This window comes from Aeromonas sp. Y318-1 (assembly GCF_027706125.1).
Classification (GTDB): Bacteria; Pseudomonadota; Gammaproteobacteria; order Enterobacterales; family Aeromonadaceae; genus Aeromonas; species Aeromonas hydrophila.
On the sequence record NZ_JAPDCM010000001.1, the window covers coordinates 513,155 to 531,792 of the forward strand.

The following is an 18,638-nucleotide window of genomic DNA, read 5'->3' on the forward strand; positions in this document are numbered from 1 at the left end:
AAGGCTCATGTGCTGCTCGGAATCCTCATGTATTAACATACACTCCGGTTCCTGCGCTGCTCTTTACCTTGCTGACGACCTCTCACGACGGATCGTGAATCGGTTATTGAAAGCTGGGGATAAGCGCCAGCCGCCCTTCGGGTGACTGGCGCTTATTTGTTGCGATGAGTTGTTGCGATTGGTTGTTGCCAGAAATGTGGATGTTATTCCCCAGCGCCGGTACGGTGCAGACGCTGCGGCATAACATAGACAAATGATTGACTGGAGGTTGTGTGCTGGCGGAGCTCGGCTATCTCTCACTGTTGCTGGCGACCGGGCTCGCCCTGCTGCAAGGGCTGCTGCCCTGGCTGGGGCTGCGGCTCGCCTCACGTCCGCTGCTCGGCTGCGCAACACCGCTGGCCCTCCTGGTCGCGCTCCTGCTCGGGGCCGCCCTGCTGCTGCTCGCCAGCTGTTTTGGCCAGGATGACTTCACCCTGGTCTATGTGGCCCAGCACGCCAACAGCGCCCTGCCCCTTGGCTTCAAGCTGGCAGCGGTGTGGGGCGGCCACGAGGGCTCCATGCTGTTCTTTGTCTTTGCGCTGGGGCTGTGGGGCGCTTTGGTGGCCCTTTGCTCCAGGCGGGTCGATCCGCTGATCACAACCCGGGTATTGGCCATCATGGGGCTGATCGTCGGGCTGTTCGGCCTCTATACCCTGATCTTCTCCAGCCCGTTTGACCGCCAGTTCCCGGGGCCGCTGGAGGGGCGCGATCTCAACCCCATGCTGCAGGACATCGGCCTCATCATCCACCCGCCCCTGCTCTATCTCGGTTACGTCGGCTTTGCGGTCAACTTCGCCTTCGCCATGGCGGCGCTGCACTCGGGTCGGCTCGATGGCGCCGTGGCCCACTGGAGCCGCCCCTGGGCGCTCGGCTCCTGGGTGTTTCTCACCGCTGGCATTGTGCTGGGCTCCTGGTGGGCCTACTACGAGCTCGGCTGGGGCGGCTGGTGGTTCTGGGATCCGGTGGAAAATGCCTCCCTCTTGCCCTGGCTGCTCGGCACCGCCCTGCTGCACGCCCTGGTGGTGTGCGAGAAGCGCGGCGCTTACGGTCACACCGTGCTGCTGCTCTCCATCTTTACCTTTTCGCTGAGCCTGCTCGGCACCTTCGTGGTGCGCTCCGGGGTACTCACCTCGGTGCACGCCTTTGCGGTGGACCCCAGCCGCGGTCTCACCCTCCTGTTGCTGCTCGGCTTGCTATTGACCTGCGCCCTCACCCTGTTTGCCTTGCGGGCGGACATTCGCGCCCCCTATGCCCGCTTTGGCTTGCTGTCAAAAGAGGGGCTGCTCGGCGCCGCCATCCTGCTGCTCAGCGTGGCCTGCGCCAGCGTGCTGCTCGGTACCTTCTACCCCATGGTGTTCCAGTCGCTCCATCTGGGTTCACTCTCGGTGGGCGCCCCCTATTTCAATACCATCTTCGTGCCGCTGGCCCTCAGCCTGATGGCGCTGATGACCCAGCTGCCGCGCCTGCGCTGGCAGCATCTGGCAGCCCAGCGCCGCATCAAGGTGCTGCTCCCATGCCTGCTCGGCCTGCTGGGGGGCGCCTTGCTAAGTCTCGCCTATCCCGAGCCGTTGCGGGCAAACTGGCTGGGGCTTGCGGCCAACGTGCTGAGCCTCTGGCTGATGGCCAGCCTGCTGCTCCCGCTCTTGCACCCGGTCGCCCTGCGCAAGCTCACCCTCAATCAGTTCGGCAGCCTGCTGGCCCACCTCGGGGTGGCGGTGTGCGCCCTCGGCATTGCGCAGGTGAGTCACCACAGTCAGGAGGGGGGCGCGGTGCTCGCCGCAGGCCAGCCCTATCAACTCGGCGCCTTCGAGTTTCGCTATGAGGGGAGCGAGCCGCTCATCGGCCCCAACTACACCGCCGAGCGCATCACGCTTAGCGTGCATAAGGACGGTAAAGAGGTGGCGCGGCTGACGCCGGAGCGGCGTCACTACAGCGTGCGTACCATGAACATGAACGAACCCGGGATCAAATGGGGAATGCTTGGCGATCTCTACGTGGTGCTTGGCGAGAAGATGGGACCCGGCGCCTATGCCATGCGGCTGCACTACAAGCCACTGGTGCGCTGGATCTGGTTCGGTGGCCTGTTGATGATGACGGGCGGCACCGTGCGTCTGCTCGCCCGCCGGCCGCTGCTGGCTAACCATCCTGCGCCAGCGACCGCCCCCTACCCTCGGCTCGAACAGGAGTTCTTATGAACGCCCGTCTGCGCCTGTTCGTGCCACTCGTGCTCACCCTGGGGCTCGGTGCCCTGCTCTGGCTCGGCCTTGGCAACAACCCCTACAGCCAGGATGAGGCCGTCGCAGGGCGCACCCTGCCCGCGTGGCAGAGTGACGATCTGTTTGGCGGCGCCCCCATTCACACCTCGGCGCTCAAGGGGGAGCCCTTCGTGCTCAACGTCTGGGCCAGCTGGTGCCCCAACTGCCGCGCCGAGCATCCGCTGCTGGGTGAGCTGGCCAGCGCCGTGCCCCTCTATGGCCTCAACTACCGGGACAAGGGGGACGCCGCCCGCGCCTGGCTCACCGAGGCGGGCAACCCCTATCGCGCCGTGCTGGCCGACCCCGACGGCCGACTCGCGTTGGAGCTCGGCGTCTACGGCACGCCGGAGACCTATCTCTTCGCCGGCGACGGCACCCTGCTGACCCGCCATACCGGCCTGCTCACCCGGGAGATCTGGCAACGCCAGTTTGCCCCCTTGCTTGCAAAGGCCCGCAGCAACACCGCCAGCCAGCCCGAAGTGGAGAGACAAGTGCAGGAGAGCAAGCCATGAGCCGTCTCGGCCACGCCCTGATCGCGCCGCTCTTGCTGGCCTTGAGCCTCGGAGCCCTTGCCAGCGGGGTCGACACCTATGAGTTTCGCCACCCCGAGCGGCAGACCCGCGCTCAGGATCTGGCCCGCGCCCTGCGCTGCCCCCAGTGCCAGAACCAGAACCTGGTGGAATCCAACTCCCCCATTGCGCGGGATCTGCGGCTCGAGGTCTACCGCTGGGTGGACGAGGGGCAGTCTGATGAGCAGGTGATCGCCCGCATGACGGAGCGCTTCGGCGATTTCGTGCGCTACGATCCCCCCCTCAAGGCCAGCACGGCGCTGCTGTGGGGCGGTCCCGCCCTCTTGCTGCTGCTGGCACTCAATCGCCTGCGCAGGAGCCTGCATCGCCGGCAACCGGCACGGGTGCCGCTTATCGGCGACAGAGCCGAGGGGATGCTCGCCCACGACCCCAGGGCCGAGCTGAACCGGCTGATCATGGCCGAGCAGCAGGCGGGGCTTGCCCCCCACAGCCGCCTCTACCGGGAGCTGGAGCTGGCTCGCCTCGCCAACCCCACCCCACCTGCCGAGCAGGCCCTGCGCGAGCGGCTGGTAAGAGATAGCACCGCTCGTCCACAGCTCTGGCTGCGCTCATGGATACTGCTTGGGGCCCTGCTGCTGGCGCTGATGGCCGGCATTTATGCCGGCACCGGCCGCTATCAGGCGTGGCAGGCTTATCAGTCACGCCCCGATCCGCTGGCGGGATTGAGCCCGCGGGATCTGCAGGACAAGGAGCTGGGCGCCTTGCACCAGCGCCTGCAAGCCAACCCTGCCGATCTCGACGGCTGGGCGGCGCTCGGTCAGCTCTATCTCTATCGGGACGAGTACGCCAACGCCCTGCTCGCCTACCAGCGCCTCGCCCTGCAAGAAGGGGGCGCCAGCGCGGCGACCCAGGCCGCCCAGGCCACCGTGCTCTACTACCAGGCGGGCCAGCAGCTCACCCCTGAGGCGCTGCGCCTGCTCGATAGCGCGCTCAAGCAGGACAAGGGTGAGGTGAGCGCCCTGATGCTGCTCGCCTCCGATCACTTCCTGCACGGCCGCTACTCCCAGGCCATCGCCCTCTGGCAGCAGTTGCTGGACGAGGAGCGCCCCCGCATCAACCGGGCCGCGCTGATCGAGGCGATCCAGACTGCCCGCATGATGGGGGGCTGACCGCACGCGTGACCGGGGCTGATTGCCCCTGTCACGTTGGGCCAGCACAAACGCCGCCGGCAGGGAAATCACTTGCCAAGCTCCCGTCGGCGGCCGAACATAGGCGTCCATTGAACCTGTTTCTGGAGCCTCTCCCATGATCCCCATTCGCTGTCACACCGTCTCCGGCGTCGCGCTCTCCACCGTCCAGGGCGAGACCCGGTTGCTGATGATGAAACGGGTCAAGGGCGGCTTCTGGTGTCATGTGGCGGGCACGGTCGAGGCAGGGGAAACCGGTTGGCAGACCATAGTGCGCGAATTTCGCGAGGAGACAGGCATCGTCGTGCACGAACTCTACAACGGCCAGTATCTGGAGCAGTTTTACGAGCACGCCACCAACACCGTCTGTCTGGTGCCGGTGTTCGTGGTCTACTGCCCGCCAACGCAGGCGGTGACCCTCAATCACGAGCACACCGAGTACCTCTGGTCCAGCCTGGCCGAGGCCAAGGCGCTGGCGGGCTTCCCCGGCCAGCAGGCACTCTATGATTACCTCTGGCACTACTTTGTCGAAAACAGCCCCTCGGCGCTGATGCGGGTGGCCATGACACCATAGCGGACGCATGCCAAGATCCCTGCCGTTATCCCCTTGATCCTGTGATGATCCACACCCGGCCATGGCGACCATCAGCACATGTTGCCGCCCCTGATCAGGCCATTTTCAGCAGAGATGATCACCCAGAATGAGCGAGAGGAAGGAAACAAGCAGCAGAGAGAGGTAAAAGAGTGACTATCTGGTGGCCAGGAGGCGCCGCCAGCCGCGCGCCGCGACCAGGTTCCCCACTCCTGCCCACCCCATAATTACTCGTATGAAGCCACCCATAGCCGCCATTACCGTTATTTCAAGGTGCGCCATCCCATAAAATTGAAATATCGGGCCATTAGACGTTGTGAAGCGTCAATTACCGTCATATAACTTAGCCAAATATCCCTGTCAGCCGTACGGTAGCGTCAAATCATGATTACTCGCCCTTTTCTTACCCTGTTGCTCGGTGCCTTCCTTGTTCCCGTCAGCATGGAGAGCGCCCAGGCCAATCCGTTTTCAGCCCAGCCCCACTCCCCCAACAGCTTTCTGGAGCAACGCAACGATCTGGCGCTGAGCTCCGCCGCCTTCGTGGTGGCCAACCCGCGCACCGGTGAAGTGCTGTCGGAGCGCAACGCCAACCGGGTGATGCCGATAGCCTCCATCACCAAGCTGATGACGGCGCTGGTGGTGCTCGATGCCAACCAGCGGCTCTCCGAGATGCTGACCGTCACCATGGCCGACGTGGACAGACTCAAGGGCACCGGGTCGCGGCTGGCGGTGGGCTCGCGCCTGAGCCGGGCCGACATGCTGCACATCGCCCTGATGTCGTCGGAAAACCGTGCCGCCTCGGCGCTGGCCAGAAACTACCCGGGTGGCCAGCGTGCCTTCATCGAGGCGATGAACGCCAAGGCCCGCATGCTCGGCATGTGGAGCACCCAGTTTTCCGACAGTACCGGCCTCACCCCCCGCAACGTCTCCAGCGCCCACGATCTCGCCAAGCTGGTGGCGGCGGCATCCACCTATCCGCTCATTCGCCAGTACTCCTCCACCGAGGAGCGCATGGTGCGCAACGGTAAGCGTCAGCTGCACTACCTCAACTCCAACCGGCTGGTGCGCGAAGGGAGCTGGCCCATCTCCCTCTCCAAGACCGGCTACATCCGCGAGGCGGGTCGCTGCCTGGTGATGGCCACCCAGATCAACCGCGAGCCGGTGATCATGGTGCTGCTCAATGCCGATACCCCCAACGCCCGGGTGGCCGATGCCAAGCGGATCAAATCCTGGCTGGAGACTTCCGGTCGCATGAGCCTGACCGCCCAGTCCACTCCCCAGACCAAGCTGTTCAGCAGCCAGTAACGCGCCCGGCCATCCTCGTCAAAAAAGCCCCCGCACCTAGGTGCGGGGGCTTTTGTTATTTTGTTTCGGGTTTATGGCCTTCCGACATATCTCTTACTCGTTTAACGGCAGCGCCTTTCTGTCCAGCTTGCCGCTGCCGGTCTTGGGCAGGGCATCCAGCAGCATGAGCCGCGCCGGCACCATGTAGTGCGGCAGCGTCGCCTGCAGCCCCTTGCGCAGGGCCAGCCGGTTGAGGGTCACCCCGCTTTTCGCCTCCACGTAGCCCACCAGCATGGCGTCCTCCCCCTCACCCACCAGACGCACCGCCGCTTCCTGCACCCCGGCCTGGCGGCGCAGTCCCGCCTCCACCTCGCCGAGCTCGATGCGAAAACCGCGCAGCTTGACCTGATCGTCGCGCCGTCCCAGATAGAGGAAGCGGTCCGCCCCCAGTCGCCGCACCCGATCGCCGGTGCGATAGAGGCGATGGGTGGCAAGGCGCAGGAAGGCGGCGCTGGTCAAGGCCGGCTTGCGCCAGTACCCCTCGCACAGGGCCGGGCTCTCGATGCAGAGCTCGCCGCACTCCCCCTCTGCCACCGGCTGCCCCGCCTCATCCAGCACCCAGTGCCGATAGCCGGGCAGGCTGTGACCTATGGTGATCTGGCCATCAGTCGGTGGCCAGCGCACCTCGCTCACCAGGGACCAGACGGTGGCCTCGGTCGGCCCGTAGCAGTTCCACAGTCGCCGGGTGCGGGCACAAAGCTGCTCGGCCAATCCCGAGTCCAGCGCCTCACCGCCACACAGGGCGGTGAGGGTATTGCGCCCCTGCCAGCCAGCTTTAAGCAGCATGCGCCAGCAGGCCGGGGTGGCCTGCAGCCAGTTGATGGAGGGATCGGCCTCGAGCAGCGCCATCATTCCCAGCGGATCCTTGTTGTGCTCGCCGCCGGCCACCGTCAGCCGGCCACCGACCCAAAGCGGCCCCAGCATCTCCAGCAGGGAGATGTCGAAGGCCGGGGTGGTGATGAAGAGCCAATGGCCGCTCGGTGAGAGCCCGAGCCGCTCGCGGATCCCGTCGAGGAAGCAGAGCAGGGCCCGCCGGCTGATGACCACCCCCTTGGGCTCGCCGGTGGAGCCCGAGGTGAACATCATGTAGGCGGCCAGGGCGTCATCCACCTGGGGCCAGGAGACGGCCCCTGCCGCTGCCGGCCCGTCGAGGGTGCGCAGCGGACAGCCGAAGGCGGGGGCCGGCCTGTCGCCGTCGCAGATCACCGCCGACAAACGCGCCTGGCGGGCGATCCCCTGCAGCCGCTCCACCGGAAAGTCCGGCTCGAGCGGCACAAAGGTGAGGCCGAGCCGCAGGCAGGCCAGCAAGCTGGCCACCAGATCGGGGCTACGGGAGAGATAGAGGCCGACCCGCTCCCCCACCGCCAGCCCCTGCAGGCGGGCGGCAATCTGGGCCACCCGATCATTGAGCGCGCCATAGCTAAGCCACTGCTCATCTGATCCGCCCTCACTGATGCCCTCCCCGCCCATACGGATGGCGGGGGCCAGCGGAGTGGCGGCCAGACATGCCGCCAGCCGCGCGCCCAGGTTGGCCGCCCCCTCACGGGGGGCAGGCCGGGTTTGCACGAGCGAAGCCTCATGCTTGATGGTCACTGTCATAGCGCGGCCTCCGTTTGGCGCACCAGCCAATGCCGATAGAGCCGGCTGGGGGATGGGTGGGCCTTGAGGGTCTGCAGGGTGAGCGGCGCCCGCTCCTGGCCAAACGCCTCGTTGAGAGCCGCCAGCAGGGCGAGCTGCTGCACCGAATCCACCCCGAGTTCACACAGGGTCTGCTGCCAGATACCGGGCACGCCGCACTGGCGCTCCCACAGGGCCACCAGCGCGCGGGCCTCGGCCGGCGGCTGAGCCAGGCCGGGCTCAGCCCTGGTGGCGGCCACTTGCGCCTTCGCCGGGGACGGTGCCGCCGCCACGCTGGCCGGCTGGCTCAGATCCGCCTGCGCCAGCCAGTCGAGCTCGGCCAGCCAGGCAGCCAGCACCGCCTCGGCCCGGGCCTCGGGGATCTGCTCGCCGTCGAATTCGAGGCGCAGCTGGAGCGTCTCGCCCCGGCTGCTGACCACCAAGGAGAGCGGCAGCTCCACCTTCTCCACCACGGTGCCAAAGCGCGGCACCAGCTGGTGAGGTTCGGGGGCGGCAGGGGCCGCCGGCATGGGGTAGTTTTCAAACACGAACAGGCTCTGGAACAGACGCACCCGGCCTTTGGTCAGTGCCGCCAGTGACTGGGTGCCGTGCTCATTGAGCGCCATCAGATCGGTCTGCAACCGGGCGATATGCTCGGCCAGGCTCAACTCAGTGCGCCACGCCAGCGTCAACGGCAGGCTGTTGATGTAGAGCCCGACGCTCGCGGTGATCCCCTCGATGGGATAGTCACGGCCCGGGGTCACGTTGCCTACCAGGGTAACGGCATCGCCAGAGCGGCGAGCCAGCAGACGGTGCCAGGCATATTGGGCCAACAGTCCTGCGGTCACGCCAAGGTCGCGGGCACGATGGGCGAGCAGGGTCGCCACCTCGGCCGGCAGCGCCGTGGCGCACACCGCCGGTCTCTGCTGGGTATGGCGCCCGCTTGAGCTAGCGTCCAGCGTCACCCCGAACAGGCAGGCGAGATCGTTGGGCTTGGCCAAGAGCTCGCCCCGCCCCTGCCAGTAAGCGTCGGCGCTGCGGGCTTGGCTGGCGATATGGCGGCCAAACTCGAGCCAGGCGGTATCCGGCTCGCCCTGCGGCAACAGGCCGTTCATCAGCGCCTGATAGCCGCGATGCAAGGAACCCAACAACACGGGGCCGCTCCAGCCATCCAGCACGCTGTGATGGGCGCTGAAGATCACCTTGTGGTGATCGGGGGCCAATTTGAAACAGGCAAGGCGCAGCAGGGGCGCCTGCTCGAGCGGGATCGGGCGGGCCAGATCCTGCTCGCGGTAGGCCTGGACCCGTGCCTCTGCATTTTCCACCTCGGACAAGTCCTCATAGTGGAATGACAACTCGGTGCGCTTGAGAATGCGCTGCAACGCGACCCCATCCGCCAGCACCAGTTCGCTGCGAAGGGCCTGCCAAAGGGCGATCTGCCCCCGCCAGGCCTGACGGTAGACCGCCACGTCCAGCGGCTGGTGATAGGCGATCTCGGTCTGCAGGTGATAGGCGTGATCCCGGGGTAGCAACGCCCTGTGATGGAACATGCTCTGCTGAAGCGAGGTCATGGGCAGCAGGGTCTCCACTTCGCGCCCGGCCAGCACCCGATCGAGCCCGGCTTGCGAGAGGCCAAGCCCCGGGAAGTCGCTCGGGGTATGGCGTGGGACCTTCACGGTGCAGCAGTGCTCCACCAGCGCCGTCAGATTGTCCGCCAGCCGTGCCATCAGGGCGTCGCTCGCCTGCTGGTTGAGGGCGCCCACCTGGCGCAGGGTGAGGCGGCCATCAAACACGCCACCGTGCAGACTGACCAGCTCGCGCGGCAGGTTGTCAGGGGACGTGGGGGCCCCCGGCGCCAGCGGCAGGGGCTGCCAGGGCTGAGCAGCCTCGCCCTGATGGCTGACCCCCAGGTAATTGAAGACCACCAGGGCTTCGGGCAGTGCCCAGCCACGTGGGTGGTGCAGCCGCAGGGCGTTGAAGCCCACCCCCTTGTCCGGCACGGCGCGCAGCTGCTCCTTGGTGGCGCAGACCAGCGAGTCCCACTCTTTGGCATCCGCCAGCGCCAGCGGATAGGCGCTGGTAAACCAGCCCAGGGTTCGGCTCACGTCCAGTTCAGCATCGATGGCCTCACGACCGTGTCCTTCCAGCATCACGCAGTGACGGCTGCCGTAACCCTGCTCGCTCAGGGTACGGGTCAGGGCCGCCAGCAGCAGGTCGGGCACCCGGGTGAAGTAGGCCTGGTTGGCGGCGTCGATGAGACGAGCCGTGGTCTCCTGACTCAGTTGCAGCAGGCTGGCGGCGGCGCGGCCATCGGCGGCGCGCGCCGCTTCCAGCAGGTGACCCTGGCTGCCTTCCCCCTGAGCCAGCCAGAAGCCAAGCTGTTCCTCTTCCCGTTTGGCGTAGGCCGCGAGCCCCTCGCCCCACTGGCGATAGCTGCTGCCCTTGGCTGGCAGCGGCTCGCCCCTGCTCACCCGTGCCAGATCTTCGGCCAAGATGCGCCAGGAGACCGCATCGATGACCAGGTGATGGAAGGCGAGGAAGAGCCCCTCCACCGTCTCGCCCTCGCGATCCCCCTCGAGGGCGAGATTGCGCAGGCGGGCCCAGGCCAGGGTGTGGCCGCTGGCAGGGTCGAGATCCCCCTGCAGCTCGGTCAGGCGGGCCTGCAGTTCGGCCTCATCGAGGCTGCCGGCATCCAGGGTCGGCAGCGGCGGCAATGGCAGTTCGGCCAGGTAGCGCTGGCCGGTCGGGGTCACCGCCAGACGCAGGGCATCGTGGTGCTGGCGCAACGCATCCAGCCAGCCGCGCAGGGCCTCATCATCCACCCCGGCCGGCAGGCGCAGGATCACCCCCTGGTTCCAGTGACCGGACTTGGCAAAGCCCTGCTCGAAGAACCAGTGCTGAATGGGGTGGAGCGGGAACTCGCCGGTCAGGCTGCCCTGCTCGCTTCTGTGGCTGACGGCCTGCTGCTGGCCGAGCTGGCGGCAGAGGCGGCGCACCGTCTTGGCTTCGAACACGTCCTTCACGCTGCAGTGCAGTCCCGCATCCCGCAACCGGGTGGTGAGCTGGATGCTGAGGATGGAGTCACCGCCCAGGCGGAAGAAGTCATCCTCAACCCCGAGCGGTTGTTTGAGCACCCCTTGCCAGATGGCGAGCACGGTCTGCTCCAGTTTGTTTTGCGGCTCGCCCTTGCTCTGCTGCCAGACGATGGCGGGCAGGCGGCGCAAGTCCAGCTTGCCGTTGGGGGTGAGCGGCATCTCGGGCAGCCAGCAGAGGCGTGCCGGCACCATGTATTCGGGCAGGCACTCGCCGGCCCGCTGCAACAGGGCGTCGCCGTCGGGCTCCCTTGCCCCGGCCTGCAAACAGGCATACGCCAGCAGACGACCCTCCTGCACCACCACCTTGATCTGGCGGATGACCGGGCACAATTCGGCAAGCCGGGTCTCTATCTCCCCCGGCTCGATACGATAGCCGCGCAGCTTGATCTGCTCGTCTATCCGGCCCAGATACTGGATGTTGCCATCGCGGCGCAGCAGGGCCCGATCGCCGGTGCGATAGAGGCGATGGGTACGTTCCGCCAGCGCCAACTCGATAAAGGCCTCCTGGGTGCGCTCCGGCAGATTGAGGTAGCCGCGGGCCAGCCCCAACCCTGCCAGGCAGAGCTCGCCGGGCACCCCCACCGGGCAGAGGTTGCCCGCCTCGTCCAGGATCAGCGCCTTCAGGTGGTTGACCGGTCGACCTATGGTGATGGGCGTCCCCGGGGTGAGCCGCGCGCAGAGCGCGGTGACGGTGCACTCGGTCGGGCCGTACATGTTGAAGAGGGCCACCCGCTCCCCCCAACGCTCCACCAGGCTGCTCGGGCACGCCTCGCCGCCAAAGCCGATGGCCTTGAGGGAACCGAGATCCGCCGCTGGCAGCAGGTTCGCGAGCAGGGCGGTCGGCAAAATCATATGGCTGGCACCACAAGCGATCGCGGCACCGATCACCCCCTCGCCCGGCTCGCCGAAGTGCAGGGCCGCGCCGCAGTACAGCGGCAGCAAGCTGGTCATGTTGCCGGCATCGAACGAGAGGGACATGCAGTTGAACATGGCGCCATTCTGATCAAGGGCAATGCGCTCACCGTGATCCGCCATCAGGTTGACCAGGCTGCCCTGCTCCACCATGACCCCCTTGGGCAGGCCGGTGCTGCCGGAGGTGTAGATGATCTGGGCCAGCATGGCTGCGTCCCGGGGCAGTGCGGGTGTGCTGGTTGGCACCTTGTCCAGCGCAAGCTGGTGCAGATCATGATATTCGGCAGTCGTGCCCGCCAGCGCCTCGCCAAGCCGCGGATCCGGCACGCCCCCCAACACCAGGCTGATGCCAGCGTCGGTGAGGATATGGGCCAGCCGCTCGGCGGGATAGGCCGGGTCGAGCGGCACATAGGCCGCCCCCGCCTTCCAGCAGGCGAGCAGGGCGATGACGAAGGCGACATCGCGTCTGGCCTGGATGCCGATGGCGGCGCCCGGGGTGACGCCCTGAGCCAGCAGCCAGTGGGCCAGCCGGTTGGCACGCACCTCCAGCTCGCCATAGGTCAACGATTGCTCGCCGTCGCTCACCGCCAGCGCGTCCGGCAACTGAATAGCGCGCCGCTCGATATGACAGAGCAGGGTGTCACGGCTCGGGTAATCTCGCGGCAAGTCGGCAAGCTGTGCGGCGAGCGCCGCCTGGTCGGTGCCCGCCTCCAGCGGCAACTGCCAGATGTCGGTCTCGGGGGCCGCCACCACGGCGCGCATCAGGTGCAGCAGGCGATCGGCAAGCGCCTGGATGGTCTCTCGTTCAAACAGGGCGGTGGCAAACAGCCAGTCCACTCTGACGGAGTCCATCAGCTCGGTCACCTTGACCGAGATGTCGGTCTTGGCCGGCAGCACAGGCGAGGTCTCCTCCACCAGCTGGCAGCCGGGGATGAGATCGTTGAAGTCCACCTTGGCCTGATAGACCAGCATGATCTGGAAGATGGGGTTGATGGCAGTAGTGCGATCGGCGCCGATGGCCTCGGCCAGCGCCTCGAAACGGTAGAGCTGGTGATCGAAGGCCGCCAGATCCTCCTCCCGGCACTGCTGCAGATAGTCGACAAAACTGGGCCGCCCTGTCAGCTGGGTTCTCAGCACCAGGGTGTTGACGAAAAAGCCCACCAGGGACTCGATCTCGTGGCGCTCGCGATAGGCGAGCGGGGTGCCGATCACCACCTCCTTCTCGCCGCTCTGGCGCACCATCAGCAGGGCGAACAGGGCGTGCAGGCCGATGAAGTTGGAGGTGCTGTGCCGTTGGCACAGGCGCTTGAAGCTCTCCCACAGCGTGTTGTCAATGGTGGAGAAGACCAGCTCGCCGCCGCTGGCCTGATGGGCCGGGCGCGGCTTGTCGAGCGGCAGACCGTGCACCTCGGGGCTGCCACCGAGCCGATCGACCCAGAACGGCTTGAACTCGGCGTGATAATCGAGAAAACGCGGTGAGTTGAACCAGCGGGCATAGTCGATGTAGGTGAGCGGCAGCTCGCTCACCTGCAGGGGCTCGCGGTTCTGATGGGCAAGAAAGGCGCGCTTGAGATCCGCGAACATGTTCTTGACCGACCAGCCGTCGGAGATGATGTGGTGCTGGGTGATCAGCAGCACGTGCTCGCGGCTGCCCAGCCGAATAAGGTGCACCCGGCTCAGATCCCCCTGGGTCAGGGAGAAAGGGCGCCCGATCTCCTCGCGCACCCGGCGGGCCACATAGGCCTCGCGCTCGGCAATGGGCTCTGCGCTCACGTCCTCAATCTGCAGCGTGAAGGGCGTGTGGGGCAGGATCTCCTGCGCCCCCCTGCCCGCCTCGTCCTTGATGAAGCGGGTGCGCATGCTGGGGTGGCGGGCAAACAGGTGGTCGAAGGCAAACTCCAGCGCCGCCGTGTCCAGCTCTCCCTTGACGCGAAAATAGACCGGCATGTTGTAGAGGTGGGAGGCCTCCTCGTACTGCTCGATAAACCAGAGCCCGCTCTGGGACGAGGAGAGCGGCCCCTGCCGGGCGCCCTCGGCGACGATAGGGGCCTCGAAGGCGGCACGGGCCGCGAGGCAGCGCACCAGCTCATCCTTGTGGGCCTTGATGGTGGCGCCGATGGCCGGCGTCACCGCCTCCTTGCTCGACTGGGAGATAAGCTGGCCCTTGTCGTTCAGTGCCAGCTTAACCCCCTGCCGTTCCAGCTGTTTCAACAGCAAAATCATATTGTTCATCTGTTTCTCAAGCCTCAGGCACTCAGGGTGGCGCCACCGTCGACGACCAGATCCTGCAGCGTGATGTGGCTGGCCAGATCCGAGGCCAGGAAGAGGACGGTATGGGCGATCTCCGCCGGAGTGGCTACCTTGCGCAGGGGGATGCCGAGCTTGAACTGCTCCGGCAACCCGGCAATGGTGCGGGCCATGGCCTCCTCGCTTGGCAGCATGCCGCGCAGCATGGGGGTATCCGTCGAGCCCGGCGACACCAGGTTGGCGCGCACGCCGAAGGGGGCCAGCTCCAGCCCCACCGTCTGGGTCAGGCTGGTGACCGCCGCCTTGGAGGCGCAATAGGCTGCCATCTGCATGCGCGGCACATGGGCGGCGTTGGAACCGATGGTGACGATGGCGCCGCGCCGCTGCTCCTTGAAGTGGGGCACCAGGGCCCGCAGCAGATAGAAGACCCCGCTGGCGTTGACCGTCATGCAGTCGTGCCAGTCGTCATCGCTCAGAGTCTCGGTGGAGCCGAGGCGCAGCACACCGGCCCCGTTGACCAGCACATCGAGCCCGCCGTCTACCAGCAGCGCTGCGCAGCAGGCGTTGACCGCCTTCGAATCGCCAATATCGAGCAGCCGGGTGGCATAGGGGTAATCGGCTTCGGGAAACGCCAGATCCAGCCCCACCACGATTGCTCCGGCCGCCACGAACTGCGTGGCCACCTCGCGGCCGATGCCACGCCCGGCCCCGGTTACCCAGACCCGCTTGCCAGTGAAATCAAAGGCCATTGCTTGTTGCTCCTTATCCATCACCACACCATCTCCACGCTCTCTTCGTCCTCGGCAAGCAGGCCGTCGAGGAAACGGCAGAAGTCATCCAGCCGAGGGTGATCGAACACATCGGAGACCTTGACCTGCACCCCGAACTCGGCGCCGAGTCGGTTGACGATCTGGATGGTCTGCAGGGACTGGCCCCCCAGTTCGAAGAAGTTGTCGGCAGGCGCCATGGTGGCCAGCCCCAGGATCTGCTGCCAGATGGTGCCGACCCGGTTCTCGGTCTCGCTACCCAGGCTCAGGGCTTCGCCGCCCGCCTGGTAGGCGGCCAGCAGGGCCTTGCGATCCAGCTTGTTGGAGCCGGTGCGGGGCAGCTGGTCATAGTGGCGATAGTCGGTGGGGATCATGGCGGCAGGCAGCACCTTGGCCAGCTGCGCCTTGATGACCCGACTGTCGCGCTCCGACCCGGCCACGAAGGCCACCAGCCGGCGCACGCTGCCGATGCTCACTCCCTGCACGCACGCCTCATCCACTCCCGGCAGGGCCAGCAGCTGGGCTTCCACCTCACCGGGCTGGATACGATAGCCGCTTATCTTGAATTCGTTGTCGCGCCGGCCGAGGTAGACCAGCCGGCCAGCCACCAAGCGCACCCGATCGCCGGTGCGATAGACAGGCAGCTCCTCTTCGCCGATCCGCAGGGTGCCAAAGCTGCCTTGCACGCCCCCCACATAACCGTTGGCCAGTTGCGGGCCGAGCAGCACCAACTCTCCTTCCTCGGCAGGTTGCTCCCCCGCCCCCAGGATAAGTGCCTGCATGCCGGGCAGCGGCAGGCCGATGGGCAACTGGGCCTGGCTCGGATCTTCCTGCTGCAGCTCCTGGCTGGTCACCACCACGGTGGTTTCGGTGGGGCCGTAGGTGTTGAAGAGGCGCACATCGGAGCGGCCCTGGCGCTGCCACTGGGCCAGCTGCTCGGGGTAGACCGCCTCGCCACCGATGATGACGGTGGCCAGATTGGCAGGGATATGGGCCTGACCCGCCGTCAACGCCACCACCCATTCGTTCCAGAACGCGGTGGGCAGGTCGAGGTGGGTGATCCCCATCTGCTCCACCCCGGCCGCAAAGGCGGGCATGGATTCGAGCAGGGCGTCGGTGCGTAGCACCAGGGTGGCACCGGCGCTCAGGGTGGCGAACACCTCCTCGATGCTGGCGTCGAAGTTGAAGGGGGCGAATTGCAGCATCCGCGCGTCTTCATCCAGGTGATAGCGGCAGCGGGCCGCGGCGGCGAAGTGATCCAGCGCGCCGTGGCTCACCGCTACCCCCTTGGGCAGACCGGTGGAGCCCGAGGTGAACATCAGGTAGGCGACGGCGCGGCCGGCGGCCGGCTGGTTCAAGCGGTTATCGCTCACCAGATCCCCCGCCAGCAGATCCCCAACCAAGAGAGTACGCCCCTCAAACAGGCTGGCCAGCTTGTGGCGGTACTCGGCCTGGGTGATCAGGGTCTTGACCTCCCCCAGCCGCAGAATATGGCCCTGGCGCTCCAGCGGCTGCTCGGGGTCGAGCGGCACGTAGACGGCACCCGCCAGCAGCACCGCCAACTGGGCGAAGATGGCCTGGGGGGTGCGGGCCAGCATGACCCCCACCTTGTCGCCGGGGGCGACGCCTGCGGCTTGCAGGGCGGCCGCCATCTGTTCGGAACGGGCCAGCAGCGCCTCGTAGCTGAAGCGGGCCTCTCCCTGCTCCAGCGCAACCTTGTCCGGGGTCTGGGCGGCGAAGTGGCAGAGCGCCTCCAGCACCGGCCGTGCCTTGATCACTTCATGGGTGGGGCCGGCGATCAGGGCCCTGGCCCGCTGCTCGGCCAGCCAGTCGGCCTTGAGCGTCCCCAGGGTCTGGGCAGGCTCGGCCAGCCAGCGGCCCAGCAGGGTGAACAGGGTATCGGCGATGGCCGCCAGATCTGCCTGCTGGTAGCAGCCGGGGTTGGCGTCCAGATCCAGACGTGGCTGGCCATCGACGCCGACCTGCACCTCGATGGTGAGATCCTCCACCGGGCCGGCGCTGATGTTGAGAATATGGGCAGATAGCGGCCCGAAACGGCGAGCGTGATCGAACGGCATGATGTTGACCAGCGGGCCGAACAGGCGTTTGTCGCCCCCCACCAGGCCAAGGTCGCGGCGCAGCAGCTCGTAGCGGTAGTGCTGGTGCTTGCGCACCCCGCGCTTGGCCTTGGCCACGGCGCCGGCGGCCCCCGCCAGATCCAACGCGTCATCAAGCTCCAGAGCCAGGGGGGTGATGTTCATCTGCATGCAGGGCACGGTCAACGACGCCGAGCCGATGCGGTTCATCATCATCAGGCCGAGCAGGGTCTTATCCTGGCCGCTCGCCAGCGACAGCTGGGCAGAGAGGCCGGCCAGCAGCAGATCGGGCCAGCCCAGCTTGTGCTCGTCGGCAAAGCCGGTCAGGGATTGCCACAGCGCCGCCGGCAGCGGACGGCTCTCGCGGATAAATTCGGCGGCAATCGGTGCGCGGGTCTCGCCAAAGGACTTCACCTCGGGCCAGGCTTGCAGCTGCTCCTGCCAGAAGGTGCGAGCGGCGGCGTTCTTGCCGCTCTGCTCGCGGCTCGCCTCTTCGGCCAGCACCTCCGCCAACGAGCCGAAGGGGGATGGGGAGTTCATCTCACCGGCCAGCCCCTCTGCATACAGCTCGGCGATGCGCTGGAACAGCAAGGTGGTGCCAAAGCCGTCGAGGGCGATGTGGTGCACGCAGCTGTAGAGATAATCGCGGCCGGGGCCGCGCAGCAGGGCGAAACGGCAGGGCGCTTCTTGGGTCAACTCGAACGGGCGGCGCAGATCGGCCCAGGCCCAGGCGCGGGCCAGCGTTTCGTCGTCGCGCTCGAGAGAGACCTCTTCATAGGCCAGGGGCAGCTCATGCGAGACGAAGCAGACCCTCTCCTTATCGTCTTCGAAGTGGCCCTTGAGCGCCTCGCACTCCCCCACCGCCTTGGCAAGGGCTGCGACCAGCACGGCCGCATCGACCTTGCCGTCGAAGGCGATGCACTCGGCGGTGTTGAACATCGCCTTGTCGTCGTTGAGCAGATGTCCGGACCAGAGCCCCTGCTGGGGGATGGTCAAGGGGAAGCGGTTCATGGGGTCACCTCCAGCGCCTGGGCTGCCAGCTTGCCCTCGATGAGGCGCCACCAGCCGTTGAGGGTCGGCAGTTTGGCGAGATCCACGAAGCCGAGCTCCACCCCGGCGGCGCGCCACTCGGTGAGCAGGGCCATGATCCGCACCGAATCCAGACCGTAGTCGATGAGGTTCTCGTCGGGGTCAAACTCATCTTCGTCCTCGTCGATGTGACTCAGCAGCCGTGCCTTGAGCCCCTCATACGTCAGCAACGGATTGGTCAGTAATGGATTGGCGGACAACGAATTGCTCTGGGTGGCAGAAGCGGAGGCCGGGGCGAGGGCCAGCACCTCCTCGCAGCGGATCACCTTGCCGCAGCGGGTCGCCACGTAGTCGAGCGCCATCTGGTGATCGGCCAGGGAGAAGTCCGCCACCCCGTCCGCCAGGAAGAAGGGCTGAATGTCGCGCATGAAGGCATCGCAGGCGGTCATCATGCAGCCGATATGGCCGTAGATGCCGCCGATGATCAGCTGATCCCGCCCCAGTTCTTTGAGCATCTGCTCCAGCTCGGAGCGCTGGAAGGCGCTGTAGCGCCACTTGACCAGCACGGTGTCGTCACGCTCCGGGCGCAGGGCTGCCACCACCTGCTGCTGCTCGGGCCGTTTGTTGAGCCCCGGGCCCCACATGTCGTTGAGCAGGGCGCGATCTTCAGGGGATTGATCCTTGGGCTGGGCGGTGTAGAAGACCGGGATGCCGAGGGCCTTGCACTGCTTGCGCACGGCGGCCAGGCGCTCGGTGAGCGCCTGGATCAGCGGGCTGTTTTCACCATAAAAAGCGGTGAAGTACTCCTGCATGTCGTGGATCAATAGGGCGGCGCGTTTGGGATCCAGAGACCAGTTGACCTTGTTGGCCTTCCACTGGCTGGGCATGGCGTAATTGTTCAGGGTTGGGATAGCCATAACGTCATGAT

The 18,638-nt window shown here is 66.5% G+C and carries 10 protein-coding genes; 5 read left to right on the forward strand and 5 right to left on the reverse strand.

Translation table 11 applies throughout. The annotated features are described in order from the left end of the window. The first annotated feature begins 272 nt into the window (after positions 1–272). From nrfE to pbpG, 5 genes are all read left to right on the forward strand, one after another. Positions 273–2,234, forward strand: coding sequence for a heme lyase NrfEFG subunit NrfE (gene nrfE / locus OKB87_RS02260; RefSeq protein ID WP_270826303.1), 1,962 nt, complete (start codon positions 273–275; stop codon positions 2,232–2,234). Next, complete coding sequence (locus tag OKB87_RS02265; RefSeq protein ID WP_270826305.1) at positions 2,231–2,806, forward strand: DsbE family thiol:disulfide interchange protein; 576 nt, start codon at positions 2,231–2,233, stop codon at positions 2,804–2,806. The genes nrfE and OKB87_RS02265 overlap by 4 nt, the downstream gene beginning before the upstream one ends. Beyond that, the gene (nrfF, locus tag OKB87_RS02270; RefSeq protein WP_270826306.1) at positions 2,803–3,993 is read left to right on the forward strand and encodes a heme lyase NrfEFG subunit NrfF; all 1,191 of its coding nucleotides are present in this window, start codon (positions 2,803–2,805) and stop codon (positions 3,991–3,993) included. Before OKB87_RS02265 ends, nrfF begins: the two co-directional genes overlap by 4 nt. Before the next feature lie 136 nt (positions 3,994–4,129). Beyond that, positions 4,130–4,585, forward strand: a complete 456-nt coding sequence (locus tag OKB87_RS02275; RefSeq protein ID WP_270826308.1) for an NUDIX hydrolase — start codon at positions 4,130–4,132, stop codon at positions 4,583–4,585. A gap of 402 nt (positions 4,586–4,987) precedes the next feature. Then, on the forward strand, positions 4,988–5,908 hold the full coding sequence (gene pbpG, locus OKB87_RS02280) for a D-alanyl-D-alanine endopeptidase (RefSeq protein ID WP_043122569.1): 921 nt from the start codon (positions 4,988–4,990) through the stop codon (positions 5,906–5,908). A 93-nt stretch (positions 5,909–6,001) separates the two neighbouring features. On the opposite strand, the gene amoH is transcribed toward pbpG, so the two are convergent. From amoH to amoB, 5 genes are read right to left on the reverse strand one after another with little or no spacing between them, the layout of a single operon-like run. Then, positions 6,002–7,546, reverse strand: coding sequence for an amonabactin biosynthesis glycine adenylation protein AmoH (gene amoH, locus OKB87_RS02285; RefSeq protein WP_270826310.1), 1,545 nt, complete (start codon positions 7,544–7,546; stop codon positions 6,002–6,004). After that, entirely contained in the window at positions 7,543–13,803 is a 6,261-nt protein-coding gene (amoG, locus tag OKB87_RS02290) for an amonabactin biosynthesis non-ribosomal peptide synthetase AmoG (RefSeq protein ID WP_270826311.1), read from the reverse strand. Before amoG ends, amoH begins: the two co-directional genes overlap by 4 nt. Positions 13,804–13,817: 14 nt before the next feature. Beyond that, positions 13,818–14,567: an amonabactin biosynthesis protein AmoA gene (amoA, locus tag OKB87_RS02295; protein WP_095592612.1), complete on the reverse strand. Its 750-nt coding sequence runs from the start codon at positions 14,565–14,567 to the stop codon at positions 13,818–13,820. 20 nt (positions 14,568–14,587) lie between these two features. Next, entirely contained in the window at positions 14,588–17,692 is a 3,105-nt protein-coding gene (gene amoF / locus OKB87_RS02300; RefSeq protein ID WP_270826313.1) for an amonabactin biosynthesis non-ribosomal peptide synthetase AmoF, read from the reverse strand. Then, the gene (gene amoB / locus OKB87_RS02305; RefSeq protein ID WP_270826315.1) at positions 17,689–18,627 is read right to left on the reverse strand and encodes an amonabactin biosynthesis bifunctional protein AmoB; all 939 of its coding nucleotides are present in this window, start codon (positions 18,625–18,627) and stop codon (positions 17,689–17,691) included. The genes amoF and amoB overlap by 4 nt, the downstream gene beginning before the upstream one ends. Between the last annotated feature and the right edge of the window lie 11 nt (positions 18,628–18,638).

Coding starts and splice junctions, on each gene's coding strand:
- OKB87_RS02265 (WP_270826305.1), top strand. CDS start 2,231: ATGAACGCCCGTCTGCGCCTGTTCGTGCCACTCGTGCTCACCCTGGGG.
- nrfF (WP_270826306.1), top strand. CDS start 2,803: ATGAGCCGTCTCGGCCACGCCCTGATCGCGCCGCTCTTGCTGGCCTTG.
- OKB87_RS02275 (WP_270826308.1), top strand. CDS start 4,130: ATGATCCCCATTCGCTGTCACACCGTCTCCGGCGTCGCGCTCTCCACC.
- pbpG (WP_043122569.1), top strand. CDS start 4,988: ATGATTACTCGCCCTTTTCTTACCCTGTTGCTCGGTGCCTTCCTTGTT.
- amoH (WP_270826310.1), bottom strand. CDS start 7,546: ATGACAGTGACCATCAAGCATGAGGCTTCGCTCGTGCAAACCCGGCCT.
- amoG (WP_270826311.1), bottom strand. CDS start 13,803: ATGAACAATATGATTTTGCTGTTGAAACAGCTGGAACGGCAGGGGGTT.
- amoA (WP_095592612.1), bottom strand. CDS start 14,567: ATGGCCTTTGATTTCACTGGCAAGCGGGTCTGGGTAACCGGGGCCGGG.
- amoF (WP_270826313.1), bottom strand. CDS start 17,692: ATGAACCGCTTCCCCTTGACCATCCCCCAGCAGGGGCTCTGGTCCGGA.
- amoB (WP_270826315.1), bottom strand. CDS start 18,627: ATGGCTATCCCAACCCTGAACAATTACGCCATGCCCAGCCAGTGGAAG.